Consider the following 17,020-nt stretch of genomic DNA (forward strand, 5'->3'; position numbering starts at 1 on the left):
CACAGGCCGCACGGGCATGCCCCGACGGGAGGTGTCGACATGGACGGCTCACGGCTCTCGCCGCGCGAGCGGCGGATCCTCGACGAGATCGAGCACGACCTGGCCGAGGACGCCTCCCTCGCCCGCCTGCTCGGCGCACCCGCGCCGGAGGCTCCTCGCCACGGGGGAAGGCCGCGGCGCCGCTCTTCGTTCCGGCGGCCGGTCCGCCCCACCGCGGTCGCCGTCGTCCTGACGCCCGTCGTCCTCGCGCTCCTCGTCGTCGCCGTGGTCACCGGGGCCCCGGGCCTCGTGTGGGCGTTCGCCGCCGTCTGGGCGCTGAGCCTGGTCCTCCTGACGCGGCTGCTCCTGCGCTGGTCGCGCCGCCATTTCACCGGTGACGAACGGCCCCGTCCCGACCAGGGGGAGATCCGCTGACCCCGGCCGGCGCCCCGGCCCCCTGACCGCCCCCCCCGCGAGCCACCGTGCCCGTGCCCGCCCCTGACCCCGTACCCCTACGGGGTTCAGTTCCCGCGCGCCCCGAACCGCCGCCACAGCCACAGCGAGAGCGCCGCCCCGAACGCCGCCCCGATCAGGGCGAGCGGCAGCCGGGCGGTCGATCCCGACGGCACCCCGTCCCTCGGTGCCTCGCGCGGCCCCGTCGCCGCCGCCGCGCGCAGATTCCGCCGGCTGTCGCCGCCGTCCTCGGGCCCCGCCTGGGCCTGCTGTGTCCGGTCCTGTCCTTCCTCCGGCCGCTTGTGCGGCTCCTCGGCGGGTTTGAGGGACCCCACCGGTGTCACCCGGCCCCAGGCGCCGAACCCCCAGTCGAGCAGCTCGCGGGTCTCCTCGTACACCGCGAAGCCGTCGCCGCCCTGCGGGTTCATCACCGACACCACCAGAGTTCTGTTGCCCTGCCGGGCCGCCGCGACGAGGGTGTTGCCCGCGCCGCTGGTGTAACCGTTCTTCACGCCGATCAGGCCGGGATAGGGGGCCACCCCGTCCGCGCCGGTCAGCAGCCGGTTGGTGTTGACGATGCCGTACGACCAGGAGCCGGCCGGGAAGTCGGCGTACGGGGTCGAGCAGTAGCGGACGAACCGGGGGTCCTGGAGTCCCGCCCGCCCGAAGACCGCCAGGTCGTACGCCGAGGAGACCTGGCCCGGCGCGTCGTAGCCGTCCGGGGAGACCACCTGGGTGTCGCGGGCGCCGAGCTCGCGGGCCTTTTGCTGCATCTTCGCGGACATCGCGTCCCAGCCGCCGTTCATCGCGGCGAGCACATGCACGGCGTCGTTGCCGGAACTGAGGAAGACTCCGTTCCACAGGTCCGACACCTTGTAGGTGTAGCCCTCCTTCACCCCCACCAGGCTGCTGCCGTCGCCGATGTTGTACAGCTCCTCGTCGAGGACGGTGTGCTGCTCCTCCGGATCGTGGCCGGGCAGCGCCGTCAGCGCGAACAGCGTCTTGAGGGTGCTGGCGGGCGGCAGCGGCTCGTGGGCGTTGCGGGCCGCGAGCACCTCGCCCGTCGCCGCGTCGGCCACCACCCAGGACAGCGCCGAGACGGCGGGCGGCTCCGGGGCTCCGCGCAGCGGCTGCACCTGGGTGCCGGAGCGGTCGAGCCGGGCGGGATCGACGGCATGGCGCGCGGGCGGGGTGGGCTCCGCGACGGAGGCGGCCGAGGCCGTCGAGGCCGCCGTGACCGGCAGGGCGAGCAGCAGCGCCGCGGCACCGGCGGCGGTGTGGCGGACAGCGGGCATGACGATCATTCAGCCACCGTAGAAACGGTGCCGGGGCCGCGCAGAACGGAGTGCGCCGTCCGGCGTAGCCGCCGCGGCGGGCCGAAGAGCCGCCCCCGGGCCCGTTCCGTACCGCCTCCGGCCCCGGGCGGCGGTGGCCGCCCCCGCCGCCCGGGGCATCGGGGCCGCCGTCCGCGCCCCGCTCCGGGCGGAGTGCTCCGTCCACGTCCCGGTCGGCTGTCGGAGTGACAGGGCATCCTGGTGACGTGTCCTCATTTCCGTATCAGAGCAGGTCCGTTGGGCCGGTCGGCGCTGCCGCCCCCATGTTCGAACATATGGTCGTCTGTGGTGACGACGTCCTTGCCCAGCGGCTCGCGGCGGAGCTGCACGAGATGTACGGGGAGCCCGTCACCCTGGTCGTTCCGCCGCCCGACGACGGGCCGGACGGGCGGCCCGCCTCGCGGACCGGACGGGCGATGGCACTCTTCGGACGGGTGACGGCGGCGGTCACCCGCACCACGGGAGCCGGGACCCCGTCCGGACCCGGAGCGGGAGCGGGGGCCGGAACCGGCGGTCCCGGCGGCGGGCCGGGACAGTCGCGGCCCGCCGTCCGGCTCATCGAGGCCGCCGACGCCGACGACACCGTGCTGCGCGACGCCGACGTGGCGCGGGCCACCGCGCTCGCCCTCGTCTACGAGGACGACGAGCGCAACATCCGCGCCGCGCTGACCGCCCGCCGGCTCAATCCGCGGCTGCGACTGGTCATCCGGCTCTACAACCGCAAGCTCGGCCAGCATCTCGCCACCCTCCTCGACCAGGCCGCGACCGTCGCCGACCCCGGTCTGGATCCCGAGAAGCCGGACGCGGCGACCACCGTGCTGTCCGACGCCGCCACCGCCGCGCCCGCGCTCGCCGCCACCGCCGTCGTCGGCAGCAAGAAGGTCATCCAGGCCGGCGGCCTGCTGCTGCACGCCGTGGACCGCAACCCGCCCGGTCCCGGCGAACTCGCCGCCCCCGGCCTGTGCACCCTCGCCCTGCTCTCCGCCACCAGCACCGACCCGGCCGGCAGCGAGGGATCCGACCTCAGCGGCGACCAGGCGCCCCGGCTGCTGCCCGGCGACGACGAGGTGGCCGCCGCCACCGGACGGGCCACCCTCGCCCTCGAACGGGTCGGCTACGAGGGCCCGTCGCGAGCGGGCGGCTGGTTCCGCGCCGTCCGGCTGCCGGTCGGCTCGCTGTTCTCGCCGCGGGTGCGCTGGTCGGTCGCCGGGGTCGTCGCGGCCGTCGCCGCCCTCGCCGTCGCGTCCACCCTCACCACCGGCGACAACCCGCTGCACTCCGCGTACCTGATCCTGCTCGACATCTTCGCCATCGGCGATCCGGCCGTCGATGAGCCGACCGGCCGCCAGGTTCTCCAGATCCTCGCCGGACTCGTCGGACTGCTCCTGCTGCCCCTGATGATCGCCGCGATCCTGGAGGCGTTCGGCACCTTCCGCAGCGCGACGACCCTGCGCCGGCCACCGCGCGGACTCTCCGGCCATGTGGTGCTCCTCGGCCTCGGCAAGATCGGCACCCGGGTCCTCGGCCGGCTGTGCGCCATGGACATCCCGGTGGTGTGCGTGGAGGCCGACCCCGAGGCGCGCGGCATAGCGCTTGCCCGCCGGATGCGGGTCCCGACCGTCGTCGGCGACGTCACCGAGGAAGGCGTCCTGGAGGCCGCCCGCATCCACCGGGCCCGCGCCCTGCTCGCGCTCACCAGCGTCGACATCACCAACCTGGAGGCGGCGCTGCACGCCCGCTCGATCAGCCCCGAGCTGCGGGTCGCGCTGCGGCTGTACGACGACGACTTCGCCACCGCCGTCTACCGCACCCTGCGCGCCGTCCACCCGCACGCCCTCACCCGCAGCCGCAGCGTCTCGCACCTGGCGGCGCCCTCGTTCGCCGGGGCGATGATGGGCCGCCAGATCCTCGGCGCGATCCCCGTCGAGCGCCGGGTGCTGCTGTTCGCGGCGCTCGACGTCGCGGAACACCCGCTGCTGGAGGGCCGGACGATCGCCGAGGCGTTCCGGCCCGGCGCCTGGCGGGTGATCGCCCGGGGCGACGCCGGTGTCCCGTCCGACCGCGCCGGGTTCGGGCCCCTCGGGGAAGTACCCGACGACGTGGTCCTGCGCCCCGGCGACCGGGTGGTGGTCGCCGCGACCCGCCGGGGATTCGCCGAACTCCACGGCCGTATGCCCCAGCAGGGCGGCTCGGACGGCGGCGCCCACAACCCGTCCCGCGCCCCCGTCGGCTGACGGCGGGAACAAGGGGCGGTCGGGGCCTGTCGGGGCAGGGAACGCTCGGGCGGACCCGCGGGGGCCCTGGGGTCAACGCCGTGAACATTGCCGGGAGATGGCCCTCCGGGCATTGGGCATCAGACCCCGCCTACCACCGTCCGCAAAGTCATGGGCACGCCCGGCCTCCGTCACTACGATGCGTCCGGAGCCGTGGACGGCCGTGCCGTCACCTGACGCGGCGGGCAGGAGGACGGGTGAACGGGCGGCACACGCACACCGGCATCCCCGTGCGGGGGACCTCACCCGGCGCGCCGCGTCCGTTGGAGCTCCCGGGCCGCCGGACGAAGGCCAACGGGACCGGTGGTGCCATGACCGTTTCGCTGTGGGCCTCCCTGGCCCTGTTCACCCCAAGGGCGGGACGCATACCCGCTTTTCCGCTCACGAAGACGGCCGACGTGGCCGGCGTGGTCGGTGGGACCGTCGGGCTGCCCGCCGCTCCGTGCGGCGGCCGGACCCTGCTTCCCGGACCGCCCGCCGTCGTCCGGCCCTCGGCACCGGCGGCCTGTCCGGCCGACCCTGCTGCCGATTCCCGCCGCGTCCTGCCGCGCGTGGCACCCCCGGCGGGGACGCCGGTCGCATCGCCTGGGGTGACCCCCGCCCGGCGTCGTGCGCCGCACGCCGCTGCCTGGCGAGCGGCCGCACCCGTGGAACAAGGCGGGCACGGTGCCGTGCGGCCCGTACCCGCTCGGGTACGGGACCGCCGCCGTGCGCGCGCTCGTCGGGTCTCCGTACCCCGTGGCCGACCGCCGCCCTGCGCGGAGCCCCACGAACCCGGTTGCCTCCTTCCACCTGGCCACCGCCGTACTCGCGGCCGTCTGCCGTCCGCCGTACGAGACCAGGGCCGGCCCGGTGCCAAGCGGAGGACTGCCGCGCCCACCTGGAGGACCGGCCGGCGGCGCCTTCCCCACCCGGGACCACAGCACCGAGCACGGTGACCTCCGGCTCCTCGGCACCTTCGCGTACGCCGCCCCGCCGCAGCCCAACCACGCCGATCCGACAGGGAGTCGCCGAAGCCCGGCCGGCTTCGCCGGACGCGTACGCACGGCACACCACCAGGACCGAGGCGCGCCCCGGCCGCCCCCCCGAAGCCCCACCCGTCCCTTCCTTCCCGTCTCCCCGCCCCCTCTCTCCCTCCCTCACTCCCCCTTCTCCTCCCGCACCGATCGAGCCGTCAGGAGTTCCCGCCGTGCCCGCACCCACCCCTCCCGCCGCCCCGCAGGACAGACCCCCCTACCGCCCCGACCCGGCCGGCGGCTGCCCGCACGCCGCCAACGCCCGGCTGCTCGCCCAGGGCGCGGTGACCCCGGTCGTGCTCCCCGGCGAGGTCGCGGGCATGGCCGTCCTCGGCCACGACGCCCTGCGCGACTTCCTCGGACACCCCGACGTCGCCAAGGGCGCACGGCACTTCACCGCCCTCGCCGAGGGCCGCGTCCCCGACGGCTGGCCGCTGCTCACCTTCGCCACGGTCCCCGGCATGTCCACCGCCGACGGCGCCGACCACCGGCGGCTGCGCTCCCTGGTGAGCGGCGCCTTCACCCCGCGCCGCGTCGAGGCGCTGCGCCCCCGGGTCGCGGCCGTCACGGCGGAACTGCTCGACGACCTGGCCGCAGCGGCCGAGGCGGGCGGCGGCGTCGCCGATCTGCGCCCGCACTTCGCCATGCCGCTCCCGCTCCGCGTCATCTGCGAACTGCTGGGGCTCGCCGGACACCGGCAGGAGTCCCTGCACCACCTCTCCCAGCGGATCGTCGCCACCGACACCACCCCCGAGCGGGCCATGGCCGCCAACCGCGAACTCGTCGCCCTCCTGACCGCCTTCGTCGCCGAGAAGACGGCGGCGCCCGGGGACGACCTCACCAGCGCGCTGATCGCGTCCCGCGACGAGGAGGGCGACCGGCTCACCCACGCCGAACTCATCGGCACCCTGGTACTCCTGGTCGTCGCGGGCCACGAGACCACCCTGAACCTGGTCGGCAACGCCGTACGCGCGCTGTGCGCCCACCGCGACCAGCTCGCGCACGTCCGCGAGGGACGCGCCGGCTGGGCCGAGGTGGTGGAGGAGACCCTGCGCTGGGACAGCCCGTTGGGCTACTTCCCCTTCCGCTACCCGACCCGGGACCTCGTCGTCGGCGGCACGCTCATCCCACGCGGCATCCCTGTGCTCGCCGGATACTCGGCGGCCGGCCGCGACCCCAAGGCGTACGGCCCGGACGCCGACCGCTTCGACGTCACCCGCGCTCCGGCCGTCAGGCACCTCTCCCTCGGCCACGGCGCGCACTACTGCCTGGGCGCCCCGCTCGCCCGCCTGGAGGCCACCCTCGCCCTGGAAGCCCTCTTCACCCGCTTCCCGGACCTCGACCTGGCCGCCCCCGAGGCCGAACTGCAGCGCCACGCCAGCTTCGTCGGCAACAGCGTCCGCACCCTGCCGGTCCGCCTCGGCTGAACCGACGGCCGCCACGCGCCCCCGGCCCGGACCCGACCGGGCAGCGGGCGTCGGGCGGACAGGCCGAGGGCGAGCGCCGGGCCCGGGGAGCGCCGGGCCCGAGGGAGTACCGGGCCCGGGGAGCGGCGGCTCAGACCGCTCTGCCCCGCTCGCCGGCGGGGAAGGCGGACGAGTCCCGCAACGCCGCCACCAGACCGAGCAGCCGCTCCTCGTTGCCCGACAGGCCCGCCTCGCGCAGCGCCGCGTCCGCCTCGGCCATCGGATGCGTCAGCATCGCCGCCGCGTACGGCTCCAGACGCGGATCGGAGAGCACGGCCCGGGTGGATTCGAGCAGCCGCAGATACGCCTGGGCCGCCGCCCGCTCGCGGCCGCTGATCGTCGTCGTCATGTCGGGCTCCCTGGAAGACGGTTCGGGACTGGCACCGTCCACCCTCTCGCACGGGTCTGACAATCAGGCCCCGGACGCGTCGGGATGCGCCGCGAGCCGCTCCAGGAAGACCCGCTGACCGGCCACCAGCAGCGGCTCGGCCTCGGCGAGCGGGAACCAGCCGAAGCGGTCGATCTCCGGGAACTCCCGCAGTACGCCCGAGCCGCGCGGCCACTCCATCGTGAACGTCCCGGGCGTCGCCCGCGCCGGGTCGAGATCCGCCCGCACGGCCCAGACGGTGACGGTCTTTCCGCTGCGCTGCCGGCTCTCGCCGAGCGCGATCCACGCCCCGTCCGGCACGGCCAGGCCCAGCTCCTCCTCGAACTCCCGGCGCGCCGCCGCCTCGGGCGGCTCGTCCGCCCCGTACTCGCCCTTGGGAATCGACCACGCGGCCGCCGACCGCCCGGACCAGAACGGGCCGCCCATGTGCCCGATCAGGACCTCCGTGACACCCTCCGGTGTCCGGCGGAAGAGCAGCAGGCCGGCACTGCGCGCGGGAGGCATGCCGCCAGTGTGGCGGACGGCGCGGCGGGTGCCGGGTGACGCGCCGGGCGCGTGGCTGGGGGACAGACGGCCGAGGGGCGGGCGGCCGGGATACGGAGGGGGCGGACGGTCCGGAGCGCGCGGCCGGGGCCGCCCGGCGGCGCGGGTGCCCGCAGGGGCCGGGCTCAGCCCCCGTACTCGTAGGTCCATGTCCGGCCATGCGCCGCGAGGTCGATGTCCGTGATCTCCAGGGCGTGCCCGTGCTGGTCGCTCACCACCCGGTGGACGCTCAGCCGGGACGCCCCGCGCCCGGCGTCCACCGCGTCCCGCTGCGGGTCCGCGGGCGCGGGGAGGCCGACCGACTCGCGGTGGGTGGTGCGCAGACCCGCCAGGCGCATCCAGTGGTACAGCAGCCGCAGATCCGGCTGCCGGAACCGCTCGGCGCCCCGCCGGAAACGGCCCAGTTGCGGCACCTCCGCGAGCGCGGGCCGGGAGAACCAGGAGACCGAGCGCTGTACGGAGGCGCCGGCCGGGGTCAGCACCGTGTGCCGGTGCACCAGCGTCGGCTCCCCGGGCGTCAGCCCGAGACGTCCGGTCAGTGCCACCGGCGGTGCCTCCCAGGACAGCGACGTGCGGACGAGGGCGTCGGCGGCCCGGGGCCCGCCCGGGAAAGGCCGGTGGTACGGGGCGGTGGGCCCGCGCCGCACCCGGTCCGCGCCGTCCGCCGCGGGCCTGACGAGCCGAGTGGGATCGGTCGGATCGGCCGGATCGATCCGATGGGCGGCGAAGGTGCCGCGCCGGTCGGTGAGCACCAGGCCCTCCTCGCGCAGCAGTTGGAGCGCGCTGCGGACGGTCTGCCGGTTGACCCGGAAACGGAGCGCGAGATGCCGCTCGGAGGGCAGCCGGGAGCCGGGGGCGGGCCGGTGGTGGAGGAGACCGTCGCGCAGTGCGGCGGCGACCTCCAGATAGCGCGGGACCGACGTCCTGGGCCCCCGGTCGATTGCGGCCTCGGTCATGTCTCGGGTCCTTTCGGTTGCGTACGGTCGGTGTCGGTGTCGGTGTGGGCGCCCCGGCCGAGCGTCACGCCGGACGCCGGGCGCCGGCCGTACCGGTGACGCCGCGACGCCGTGAGGCGGTGCCCGTCGTGACGCCCGTCGTGCCAGGTTCAACCATTTGTGGGCGTACCCCTCCGAATCGAGAGGTGATCCCTTCCTAGCATTGGTCTAAACCATTGAGGAAGTCCCGCCGGCGAGAGTGGCCGAAACGAGCGGCGCGCCGTGTAATGGATCGCATCGCACAAACCGCGTGTTCGAGGCGGTGGAAGAAGCGGGTGAGTCGGGATGACGACGCCGTCCGAAAGGGCCGAGAGGGGCAGGGCCGCCCGCAAGCGCGCCCCCCGCACCTCGCACGGCCGCTGGATACCCTCCTCCCAGCGCCCCGACCCGCTGACCGTCCTGGAACGCCAGTCCGTCGACCGGCTGACCGACCTCGTGCCCATCCGCTACGGACGGATGGCCGACTCGCCCTTCGCGTTCCTGCGCGGCGGCGCCGCCGTCATGGCCGCGGACCTCGCCGCCGTTCGGCACACCGGACTGACCGTCCAGTTGTGCGGCGACGCCCATCTGCTCAACTTCGGCGTCTACGCATCACCCGAACGGGCGCTTCTGTTCGATGTCAACGACTTCGACGAGACGCTGCCCGGCCCCTTCGAATGGGACGTCAAGCGCCTCGCCGCCTCCCTGGCCGTCGCCGCCTTCCAGAACGGCGCCGGCGAGGCCAAGGCCCACCGTGCCGCCCTGGCCGCCACCGAGGCGTACCGCGGCGCGATGCGGCGCCTGGCCGGGCTCGGCGAACTCGCCGTCTGGTACGAGCGGATCACCGCCGAGGACATCACGCCCCTGGTGAGCGGCGCACAGCGCGAACGGGTGGAGCGCCGGCTGTCCCGCGTCCGCGGCCACGACAGCCTCCAGGCGCTGGGGAAACTCACCGTCCAGGACGACTCCGGCCGCCACATCGTGCACGCCCCGCCCCTGCTGGAGCGGACCACCGACATCGACCGGGTCTCGCTCGGCAAGATCTTCAGCGACTACCGCAGCTCGCTCTCCGAGGAGCGCCGGATCCTCCTCGACCGCTTCCGCTTCGTCGACGCCGCCCGCAAGGTCGTCGGCGTCGGCAGCGTCGGCACCCGCTGCTTCGTGCTGTTCCTGGAGGGCCGAGACGAGGGGGACCCGCTCTTCCTCCAGATCAAGGAGGCCGTTCCCTCGGTCCTGGAGCGGTATCTGCCGGCCGGCCGGTTCGACCACCAGGGGCGCCGGGTGGTCCTGGGGCAGCGACTCATCCAGGCCGCCAGCGACATCTTCCTCGGCTGGATGACCGGACCCGAGCAGCGCCACTTCTACTGGCGCCAGTTGCGCGACATGAAGGGGTCGGCCGAGGTCGAGACCATGCCCCCGTCCATGCTGCGGGAGTACGCGCGGCTGTGCGGCCGGACCCTCGCCCGGGCCCACGCCCGCTCCGGCGACCGGATCGCCATCGCCGCCTACCTCGGCTCCTCGGACGTCTTCGACCGGGCCATCGCCGACTTCGCCGTGCGCTACGCGGCACAGAACGCCGACGACTACGCGGCCCTCGGCGCGGCCATCGCCGCCGGCGTGGTGACGGCGGCCCCGGACGTCTGAGCCCGGGCCGCCGCCACCGTCACCGTGACCGCCGCCGGCGCGTGGAGTTCGGCGGTGCTACGCCGCTACGCCTCCGGGCGGTACATCGGCGGCTCCGTGAGGATCTCCGGGTCCGGGGCGAACAGCACCGCCCGGGCCACGGACGGCGCGAACAGCGCGCTCATCGGAGCGTCCAGGGCCGCCACGGCACGGAAGGCCGCGCCGACCACCGGGTGGGTCGGGGTCAGCTGAAGCACCCGGCCCATGTACCAGTCGGTCAGCCTGTCCTGGGGCTTGGCCCGTGCCGCGTCACCCGTCGCACCGGGCATCTTCTTGTCGGCGCCCGCCGAGATCTCCCAGGCCTGCCGGGACGCGTCGAACAACGCCTTCTGGACGCGCCGTGTGGTCGGCACCCGCTTGCGGTCGGCGAGCGCGTCGCGCAGCGCGACCGCGCTCAGCGCCGCGACGGCCATGCCCTGCCCGTAGATCGGGTTGAAGCAGCACAGCGCGTCGCCGGTGGCGAGGAAACCGGCCGGGCGGCGCCCGGGACGGTCGTAGCGGCGGCGGATGTTGGCGGTCTTGCGGAAGCCGTGGACCCGGGACAGCGGCTCGGCCTTGGCGATCCAGTCCGCGATCACCGGGTGGGGCAGCTTGCGCGCGTACGCCTCGAACAACTCCTCGTCCGCGGAAGGCGGATCGTCGCGCAGCCCCGACAGGGTGGCCAGATGGCGGCCGTCGCCGAGCGGCAGCACCACTCCGGCGTACACCTGGTCGGGGTTGGGGACGACGTAGTAGCCGAGAGCGTCGGTGGACGGATCCTCGGCGGGGGAGCGGAACACCCGGGTGGCGTAGGCGAGCCCCGTGTCCAGGGTCTCCTCGTGCGGCGCCTCGGCGCCGATACCCGCCAGCCAGTCCGCCGCCTTCGAGGAACGGCCCGAGGCGTCCACCACCAGGTCGGCCTCCAGCCGGCGCGGCTCCCGGCCGGACTCGCCGCCCGCCCCGCGCTCGCGCAGCAGCACACCCCGCACCCGCCGGGAATCGCCGATGAGCCCGGTGACCTCGGCGCCCTCGATCCGCTCGATCCGGGGATCGGCGAACACCCGCTTACGGGTCAGCCAGTCGAGCTGCGCGCGGGGTCCGGAGTAGAAGTGGACCATCGGCTCGGTACGCGGGACCCATTGCCCGTCCTGCCACTGGACCATGTCCTCGGGCGATCCGAGCCGGGGCGCGCCCAGCGTGCTCAGCTCGTCGACGAAGCCGGGCAACAGCTCGTCGAACGCCCGCTGGCCGCCTTCGATCAGTACGTGCAGATGGCGTCCCTGCGGGACACCGGGCCGGGGGTCCGGCCCCTCCGGGAAGCGGTCGCGCTCCACGACCGTGACCCGCTCGGCGTGCTCGCTGAGCACCCGGGCGGCCAGCAGACCCGCGAGACTCCCCCCGACGACCACCGCGTGACGTGTCCTGCGGGGCCTCAACTCGTCGACCATCCTCGCCCTTTCGCGTGGTGGATCCACGCCCGTGGATCCGTCCGGTCTCGGTGCGACCAGTATCCACGGCGGTGTGCGGCGAGGAGCGGATTCAGGCCTCGTGGCCGACGTCCGTCGGTCGGGCCGTCCCACCGCTTCGGACGTCCGGCAACTCGGCCAGCGCGTGCGTGAGCCAGCCCACCCAGAATCGTTCCAGGTCGATGCCGCCCCGCAGGACGAGATGGCGCAGCCGGTCGGGCTCCGCCGTCCGGCGCGCGGGCGGGAAGTCCCGCGCCTCGATGTCCAGATACTCGTCCAACTGGCTCTGGTGCAAGGCCAGATGGCGCTCCAGTTCGGCCCGCAGTCCATGACCGCCGACGACGGCCGCCGCCCGCATCCGCAGCAGCAGCGCCGAGCGCAGCGGCTTGGGATCCTCGCTGACCTCCACCCAGGCGGCCAGCTCGGCCCGCCCGGCGGGGAGCACCTCGTACTCCTTCTTCTGCCCGCGCGCGGGGACGGGAGCGGGCAGGGCACGGATGTGCCCCGCCTGCTCCAGCTTGCCGAGCTCGCGATAGATCTGCTGGTGCGTGGCCGACCAGAAGTAGCCGATCGACCGGTCGAAACGGCGCGTCAGTTCGAGACCGGAGGACGGCTTCTCGAGCAGGGCCGTGAGGATCGCGTGCGGGAGGGACATGCACGCATCCTAGATACGGCCCGTGGAGGGGGGCGGGGTGCCGGTCGTCGGGGTGCCGGTCGTCCGGGCGCCGGTGTGCCGACGTACCGGCCGGTCGTGCGGGTCTTGACGCGCCGGCGTACCGGCCGCGAGGGGGCCGGGCCCGGGCGGTCCGGCAGGTCCGGCGATTCGGCTGTCCGGCCGAGGGCCCGGCCCGCCGGACACCGAGGGCCCGGCGAACCGGGCCCTCGGCCTGTACGGGCCTGTCGGTCAGAACGTGGCGGCGAGCCGCGTGCCCTGGTCGATCGCCCGCTTGGCGTCCAGCTCGGCGGCGAGGTCCGCTCCGCCGATCAGGTGCGCCGTGCGGCCCGCCGCGGTCAGCGCCTCGTACAGGTCGCGGCGCGGCTCCTGACCGGTGCACAGCACCACCGTGTCGACCGGCAGGACCTGCCGCTCGCCGTCGACGGTGAGGTGCAGCCCCGCGTCGTCGATCCGCTCGTACGTGACGCCGGCGACCATGGTGACGCCGCGGTGCTTCAGCTCGGTGCGGTGGATCCAGCCGGTGGTCTTGCCGAGGCCCGCGCCGACCTTGGTGGTCTTGCGCTGGAGCAGGTGGACCTGGCGCGGCGGCCGGGGCCGCTCGGGCGCGCGCAGTCCGCCCCGGGAGGCGTAGGCCGTGTCGACACCCCACTGGCGGAAGTACGTCTCGGGGTCCTGGCTCGCGCCCTCGCCGCCGTCCGTGAGGAACTCGGCGACGTCGAAGCCGATGCCGCCGGCGCCGAGGATCGCGACCCGCTCGCCGACCGGGGCGCCGTCGCGCAGCACGTCCAGGTAGCCGACCACGCTCGGGTGCTCGATGCCCTCGATGGCGGGGACGCGCGGGGTGACACCGGTGGCGACGACGACCTCGTCGTACTCCGCGAGGTCGTCCGCCGTGACGTACGTGTTCAGGCGGACGTCGACACCGCGCTCGGCGAGCTGGACCCGGAAGTAGCGCAGGGTCTCGTCGAACTCCTCCTTGCCGGGCACCCGCCGGGCCACGTTCAGCTGCCCGCCGATCTCGGCGCCCGCGTCGAACAGGGTGACCGAGTGGCCGCGTTCGGCGGCCGACACCGCGCAGGCGAGACCGGCCGGACCGGCGCCGACGACGGCGATCCGCTTGGCGAGCCGGGTGGGGGCCAGGACCAGCTCGGTCTCGTGGCAGGCCCGCGGGTTCACCAGACAGGAGGTGATCTTCAGGCTGAAGGTGTGGTCGAGGCACGCCTGGTTGCAGCCGATGCAGGTGTTGATGGTCTCCGGCCGGCCGGCCGCGGCCTTGGCGACGAACTCCGGGTCGGCGAGGAAGGGGCGGGCCATGGAGATCATGTCGGCGCGGCCCTCGGCGAGGACCTGCTCGGCGACCTCGGGGGTGTTGACCCGGTTGCCGGTGACCAGCGGCACCGACACCGCGCCCATCAGCCGCTTCGTCACCCAGGTGTAGGCGCCGCGCGGCACGGAGGTGGCGATGGTGGGGATCCGGGCCTCGTGCCAGCCGATGCCGGTGTTGATGATCGTGGCGCCGGCCGACTCGATCTCCTTGGCGAGGGCCACCACCTCGTCGAGGGTGGAGCCGCCGGGGACCAGGTCGAGCATGGAGAGCCGGTAGACCACGATGAAGTCGTCGCCGACCCGCTCGCGGATACGGCGCACGATCTCCAGCGGGAAGCGCGTCCGGTTCTCGTACGAGCCGCCCCAGCGGTCGGTGCGGTGGTTGGTCGCCGAGGCGATGAACTCGTTGATCAGATAGCCCTCGGAGCCCATCACCTCGACGCCGTCGTAGCCGGCCTCCCGGGCCAGCTCGGCGCAGCGGGCGTAGTCCTCGACGGTCTGCTCGACCTCGGCGTCGCTCAGCTCGTTCGGTACGAAGGGGCTGATGGGGGCCTTGAGGGGGCTGGGCGCGACGAGGCCCTCGTGGTAGGCGTACCGGCCGAAGTGCAGGATCTGCATCGCGATCCGGCCGCCCTCGGCGTGCACGGCGTCGGTGATGAGCCGGTGCTCGGCGACCTCCTCGGCCGAGGTCAGCTTCGCGCCGCCGTCCCAGGGCCGGCCGGCCTCGTTGGGGGCGATGCCGCCGGTGACGATGAGCCCGACACCGCCGCGGGCCCGCTCCGCGTAGAACGCGGCCATGCGTGCGAAGCCGTGCTCGGCCTCCTCCAGGCCGACGTGCATGGAGCCCATCAGCACCCGGTTGGGCAGGGTGGTGAAGCCGAGGTCGAGCGGGCTGAGCAGATGCGGGTACGGGGTGTTCGGGGCCATGGGGGCGCCTCCTCGAGCGGGGTCGTCATCGACTGTTGTAGACGACCGGCGGAGGCTTGTGCAACAAGTTGCATAACGGGGGTGGGGCGATGTGCCCGACGCCACAGACGCGGCCCGACGGCATGCCCACCCCGTGGCGGGCCGGTGCCGGTGTGCCCCGGGCCGTACCCCGTCCGCCCGATGTGAGGAACGGGCGGGATACGGAGTACGGGGTACGGCCGGCGGGGCGGCGGCTCACACCTTGCGGTAGGCGTACGCCTCCGACGCCGCGGCCACCACCGCGTCCAGATCGCCCCCGGCGCTCGCCGTCACCAGCGCCGCCACCGCGCCCTCCACGAACGGAGCGTCCACCAGGCGCGAGCCCTCCGGCAGCTCGTCGCCCTCCGCGAGCAGCGCCTTCACCGTGAGCACGGCGCTGCCGAGATCGACCAGAAGCGCCACCCCGGCGCCGCCGTCCGCGCTCTTGGCCGCCTCGGCGATCAGCTCCGCGCTGGTGCCCAGACCGCCGTCCGGTAGTCCGCCCGCCGCCACGACCGGCGCCGTGTCCCCGCCGCCGGCCAGCCCGCGGGCCAGCTCGGCGACCGAGGCGGCGACCGCCGCGCTGTGCGAGACCAGCACGATGCCGACCCGGCCCGCGGACCCGCCCGGCCCACCGTTCGCCCCGCCGCTGCTCGGCGTACCGCTCATGCCATCCGTGCCGCTCACGCCACTCACGCCACTCACGCCGCCACCTCCGCGAGCGCGGCGATCAGCAGCGCCGACGAGGTCGCGCCGGGGTCCTGGTGTCCGCGCGACCGCTCGCCCAGATAGCTGGCCCGGCCCTTGCGCGCGAGCAGGGGTACGGTCGACAGCGCGCTGGCCTCCGCCGCCTCCCGGGCCGCCGCGAACGACGTCCGAAGCGCCTCGGCGGCGGGCGTCAGCGCGTCCAGCATCGTCTTGTCGCCCACCTGCGCCCCGCCGAGCTGCGCCACCGCCGCGACCCCGGCCGTCAGCGCCTCGGCGAGCGTGGTCCGCGATACCGCGGGGGCCTCGCCCAGCGCCTTTCCGGTGCGTCGCAGCAGCGTCCCGAACAGCGGACCGGACGCACCGCCCACCGTCGAGATCAGCTGCCGCCCGGCGGTCGCGAGCACCGCGCCGGGCGTGGCCGGCGGCTCCTTCTCCAGGGTCGCGCCGACCGCCGCGAAGCCCCGCTTGAGGTTGGCGCCGTGATCGGCGTCGCCGATCGCCGAGTCCAGCTCGGTCAGCCGGTCCGCCTCCCGGTCCACGGCGACCGCCGCCGCCGTCAGCCAGGCGCGGAAGAACTCCGCGCCGTACTCCGTCTCCGTCTCCGGTTCCCCGGCCATGTCCGCCGTCCTCTCCGCCGTCACGTCCGCCTCGTCCGTCCTGGTCGTACCGTCTTCGTTCCGCTCCGGCACGGCCCGCTCACCGTCCCCAGCGCAGCGCGGGCGTCCGCACCGGCGCGTCCCAGAGCCGCAGCGTCTCCTCGTCCGCCTCGCACAGCGTCACCGAGCAGCCCGCCATGTCCAGCGAGGTCACGTAGTTGCCGACCAGGGTGCGCGCGACCGGCACCCGGCGCTCGCCGAGCACGCGGTGGACCTCCGCGTTGAACCCGTACAGCTCCAGAAGCGGGGTCGCCCCCATCCCGTTCACCAGCGCGAGTACCGGCCCGCGCGGGCGCAGATCGTCCAGGACCGCGTCGACGGCGACGTCCGCGATCTCTCCCGAGGTCATCATCGGACGCCGCTCCCGGCCCGGTTCCCCGTGGATGCCGATGCCCAACTCCAGCTCGCCCGGCGGGAGATCGAAGGTCGGCGAGCCCTTCGCCGGGGTGGTGACCGCGCTCAGCGCCACCCCGAAGCTCCGCGAACGCTCGTTCACCCGGCGGGCGATGGCCTCGACGCGTTCGAGCGGGGCGCCCTCCTCGGCGGCGGCGCCCGCGATCTTCTCCACGAACAGCGTGGCACCGGTACCCCGGCGCCCGGCCGTGAACAGACTGTCGGTCACGGCCACATCGTCGTCGACGAGAACCTTGGCGATCCGGATGCCCTCCTCCTCCGCGAGCTCCGCGGCCATGTCGAAGTTGAGCACGTCGCCGGTGTAGTTCTTGACCACGAACAGCACCCCGGCGCCACTGTCGACCGAGGCCGCCGCCCGAACCATCTGATCGGGAACGGGACTTGTGAAAATCTCGCCGGCCGCCGCAGCGGCGAGCATTCCGGGACCCACGAACCCGGCGTGCAGCGGCTCGTGCCCCGACCCGCCGCCGGACACCAGCGCCACCTGACCGGCGACCGGTGCGTCGCGCCGCAGCACGACCCGGTTCTCCACATCCACGGTCAGCTCGGGATGCGCGGCGGCCATCCCGCGCAGCGCGTCCGCGACCACGGTCTCCGGCACATTGATCAGCATCTTCAAGGTGTCTCCTCGTGCGGTGGGCAGGTTGGCGTGTGGGCAGACGATCCACAGTGCTCGGGGCGAATGCCGTCGGTGCCGATGATGCCGAGTGGTCACCGAGCCTGGCGCCGGGGCGGGCGGGG

The 17,020-nt window shown here is 74.6% G+C and carries 14 protein-coding genes; 4 read left to right on the plus strand and 10 right to left on the minus strand.

The features are described from left to right. Nucleotides 1–39 precede the first annotated feature (39 nt). Nucleotides 40–414 (plus strand): DUF3040 domain-containing protein, encoded by a 375-nt coding sequence (locus ABZ990_RS20395; RefSeq protein ID WP_361233146.1) that lies wholly within the window; start codon nt 40–42, stop codon nt 412–414. An 86-nt stretch (nt 415–500) separates the two neighbouring features. Here ABZ990_RS20395 and ABZ990_RS20400 read toward each other — a convergent pair whose 3' ends face one another. Then, entirely contained in the window at nt 501–1,736 is a 1,236-nt protein-coding gene (locus ABZ990_RS20400; protein WP_361233149.1) for a serine hydrolase, read from the minus strand. A gap of 305 nt (nt 1,737–2,041) precedes the next feature. On the opposite strand from ABZ990_RS20400, the gene ABZ990_RS20405 reads away from it, so the two are divergent. After that, nucleotides 2,042–4,000 carry an NAD-binding protein gene (locus ABZ990_RS20405; RefSeq protein ID WP_361233152.1) on the plus strand — a complete coding sequence of 653 codons (1,959 nt, stop codon included), beginning with the start codon at nt 2,042–2,044 and terminating at the stop codon, nt 3,998–4,000. A 1,228-nt stretch (nt 4,001–5,228) separates the two neighbouring features. Continuing rightward, complete coding sequence (locus tag ABZ990_RS20410; protein ID WP_361233155.1) at nt 5,229–6,482, plus strand: cytochrome P450; 1,254 nt, start codon at nt 5,229–5,231, stop codon at nt 6,480–6,482. A 130-nt stretch (nt 6,483–6,612) separates the two neighbouring features. Here the strand turns inward: ABZ990_RS20410 and ABZ990_RS20415 are convergent, their stop codons facing one another. From ABZ990_RS20415 to ABZ990_RS20425, 3 genes are all read right to left on the minus strand, one after another. Beyond that, nucleotides 6,613–6,870 (minus strand): hypothetical protein, encoded by a 258-nt coding sequence (locus ABZ990_RS20415; RefSeq protein WP_361233158.1) that lies wholly within the window; start codon nt 6,868–6,870, stop codon nt 6,613–6,615. A gap of 63 nt (nt 6,871–6,933) precedes the next feature. Further along, nucleotides 6,934–7,413 (minus strand): NUDIX domain-containing protein, encoded by a 480-nt coding sequence (locus ABZ990_RS20420; protein ID WP_361233161.1) that lies wholly within the window; start codon nt 7,411–7,413, stop codon nt 6,934–6,936. A gap of 164 nt (nt 7,414–7,577) precedes the next feature. Further along, nucleotides 7,578–8,408: a GntR family transcriptional regulator gene (locus ABZ990_RS20425; protein ID WP_361233163.1), complete on the minus strand. Its 831-nt coding sequence runs from the start codon at nt 8,406–8,408 to the stop codon at nt 7,578–7,580. A gap of 324 nt (nt 8,409–8,732) precedes the next feature. Between ABZ990_RS20425 and ABZ990_RS20430 the strand changes: the two genes are divergently transcribed. Further along, entirely contained in the window at nt 8,733–10,070 is a 1,338-nt protein-coding gene (locus ABZ990_RS20430; RefSeq protein ID WP_361233166.1) for a DUF2252 domain-containing protein, read from the plus strand. A gap of 65 nt (nt 10,071–10,135) precedes the next feature. Here the strand turns inward: ABZ990_RS20430 and ABZ990_RS20435 are convergent, their stop codons facing one another. The 6 genes from ABZ990_RS20435 to dhaK form a co-directional block, all read right to left on the minus strand. Continuing rightward, nucleotides 10,136–11,536, minus strand: a complete 1,401-nt coding sequence (locus tag ABZ990_RS20435) for a monooxygenase (protein ID WP_361233169.1) — start codon at nt 11,534–11,536, stop codon at nt 10,136–10,138. Between the two features lie 91 nt (nt 11,537–11,627). Further along, nucleotides 11,628–12,209 carry a helix-turn-helix transcriptional regulator gene (locus ABZ990_RS20440; protein ID WP_361233172.1) on the minus strand — a complete coding sequence of 194 codons (582 nt, stop codon included), beginning with the start codon at nt 12,207–12,209 and terminating at the stop codon, nt 11,628–11,630. A 249-nt stretch (nt 12,210–12,458) separates the two neighbouring features. Then, on the minus strand, nt 12,459–14,483 hold the full coding sequence (locus ABZ990_RS20445; protein WP_361233175.1) for an NADPH-dependent 2,4-dienoyl-CoA reductase: 2,025 nt from the start codon (nt 14,481–14,483) through the stop codon (nt 12,459–12,461). A gap of 234 nt (nt 14,484–14,717) precedes the next feature. Beyond that, the gene (locus ABZ990_RS20450) at nt 14,718–15,170 is read right to left on the minus strand and encodes a PTS fructose transporter subunit IIA (RefSeq protein WP_361233233.1); all 453 of its coding nucleotides are present in this window, start codon (nt 15,168–15,170) and stop codon (nt 14,718–14,720) included. Between the two features lie 32 nt (nt 15,171–15,202). Next, the gene (gene dhaL, locus ABZ990_RS20455) at nt 15,203–15,826 is read right to left on the minus strand and encodes a dihydroxyacetone kinase subunit DhaL (protein ID WP_361233235.1); all 624 of its coding nucleotides are present in this window, start codon (nt 15,824–15,826) and stop codon (nt 15,203–15,205) included. A 79-nt stretch (nt 15,827–15,905) separates the two neighbouring features. Continuing rightward, nucleotides 15,906–16,898, minus strand: a complete 993-nt coding sequence (gene dhaK / locus ABZ990_RS20460) for a dihydroxyacetone kinase subunit DhaK (RefSeq protein WP_361233178.1) — start codon at nt 16,896–16,898, stop codon at nt 15,906–15,908. Nucleotides 16,899–17,020: the final 122 nt, after the last annotated feature.

The sequence above is a fragment of the Streptomyces sp. NPDC046203 genome (genome assembly GCF_040646255.1).
Classification (GTDB): Bacteria; Actinomycetota; Actinomycetes; order Streptomycetales; family Streptomycetaceae; genus Streptomyces.

What these genes read in the sequence shown, in the direction of transcription:
- ABZ990_RS20430 (WP_361233166.1), top strand. Translation starts at nt 8,733, where the DNA reads ATGACGACGCCGTCCGAAAGGGCCGAGAGGGGCAGGGCCGCCCGCAAG.
- ABZ990_RS20405 (WP_361233152.1), top strand. Translation starts at nt 2,042, where the DNA reads ATGGTCGTCTGTGGTGACGACGTCCTTGCCCAGCGGCTCGCGGCGGAG.
- ABZ990_RS20395 (WP_361233146.1), top strand. Translation starts at nt 40, where the DNA reads ATGGACGGCTCACGGCTCTCGCCGCGCGAGCGGCGGATCCTCGACGAG.
- dhaL (WP_361233235.1), bottom strand. Translation starts at nt 15,826, where the DNA reads ATGGCCGGGGAACCGGAGACGGAGACGGAGTACGGCGCGGAGTTCTTC.
- ABZ990_RS20445 (WP_361233175.1), bottom strand. Translation starts at nt 14,483, where the DNA reads ATGGCCCCGAACACCCCGTACCCGCATCTGCTCAGCCCGCTCGACCTC.
- ABZ990_RS20415 (WP_361233158.1), bottom strand. Translation starts at nt 6,870, where the DNA reads ATGACGACGACGATCAGCGGCCGCGAGCGGGCGGCGGCCCAGGCGTAT.
- ABZ990_RS20400 (WP_361233149.1), bottom strand. Translation starts at nt 1,736, where the DNA reads ATGATCGTCATGCCCGCTGTCCGCCACACCGCCGCCGGTGCCGCGGCG.
- ABZ990_RS20425 (WP_361233163.1), bottom strand. Translation starts at nt 8,408, where the DNA reads ATGACCGAGGCCGCAATCGACCGGGGGCCCAGGACGTCGGTCCCGCGC.
- ABZ990_RS20450 (WP_361233233.1), bottom strand. Translation starts at nt 15,170, where the DNA reads ATGAGCGGTACGCCGAGCAGCGGCGGGGCGAACGGTGGGCCGGGCGGG.
- ABZ990_RS20440 (WP_361233172.1), bottom strand. Translation starts at nt 12,209, where the DNA reads ATGTCCCTCCCGCACGCGATCCTCACGGCCCTGCTCGAGAAGCCGTCC.
- ABZ990_RS20420 (WP_361233161.1), bottom strand. Translation starts at nt 7,413, where the DNA reads ATGCCTCCCGCGCGCAGTGCCGGCCTGCTGCTCTTCCGCCGGACACCG.
- ABZ990_RS20435 (WP_361233169.1), bottom strand. Translation starts at nt 11,536, where the DNA reads ATGGTCGACGAGTTGAGGCCCCGCAGGACACGTCACGCGGTGGTCGTC.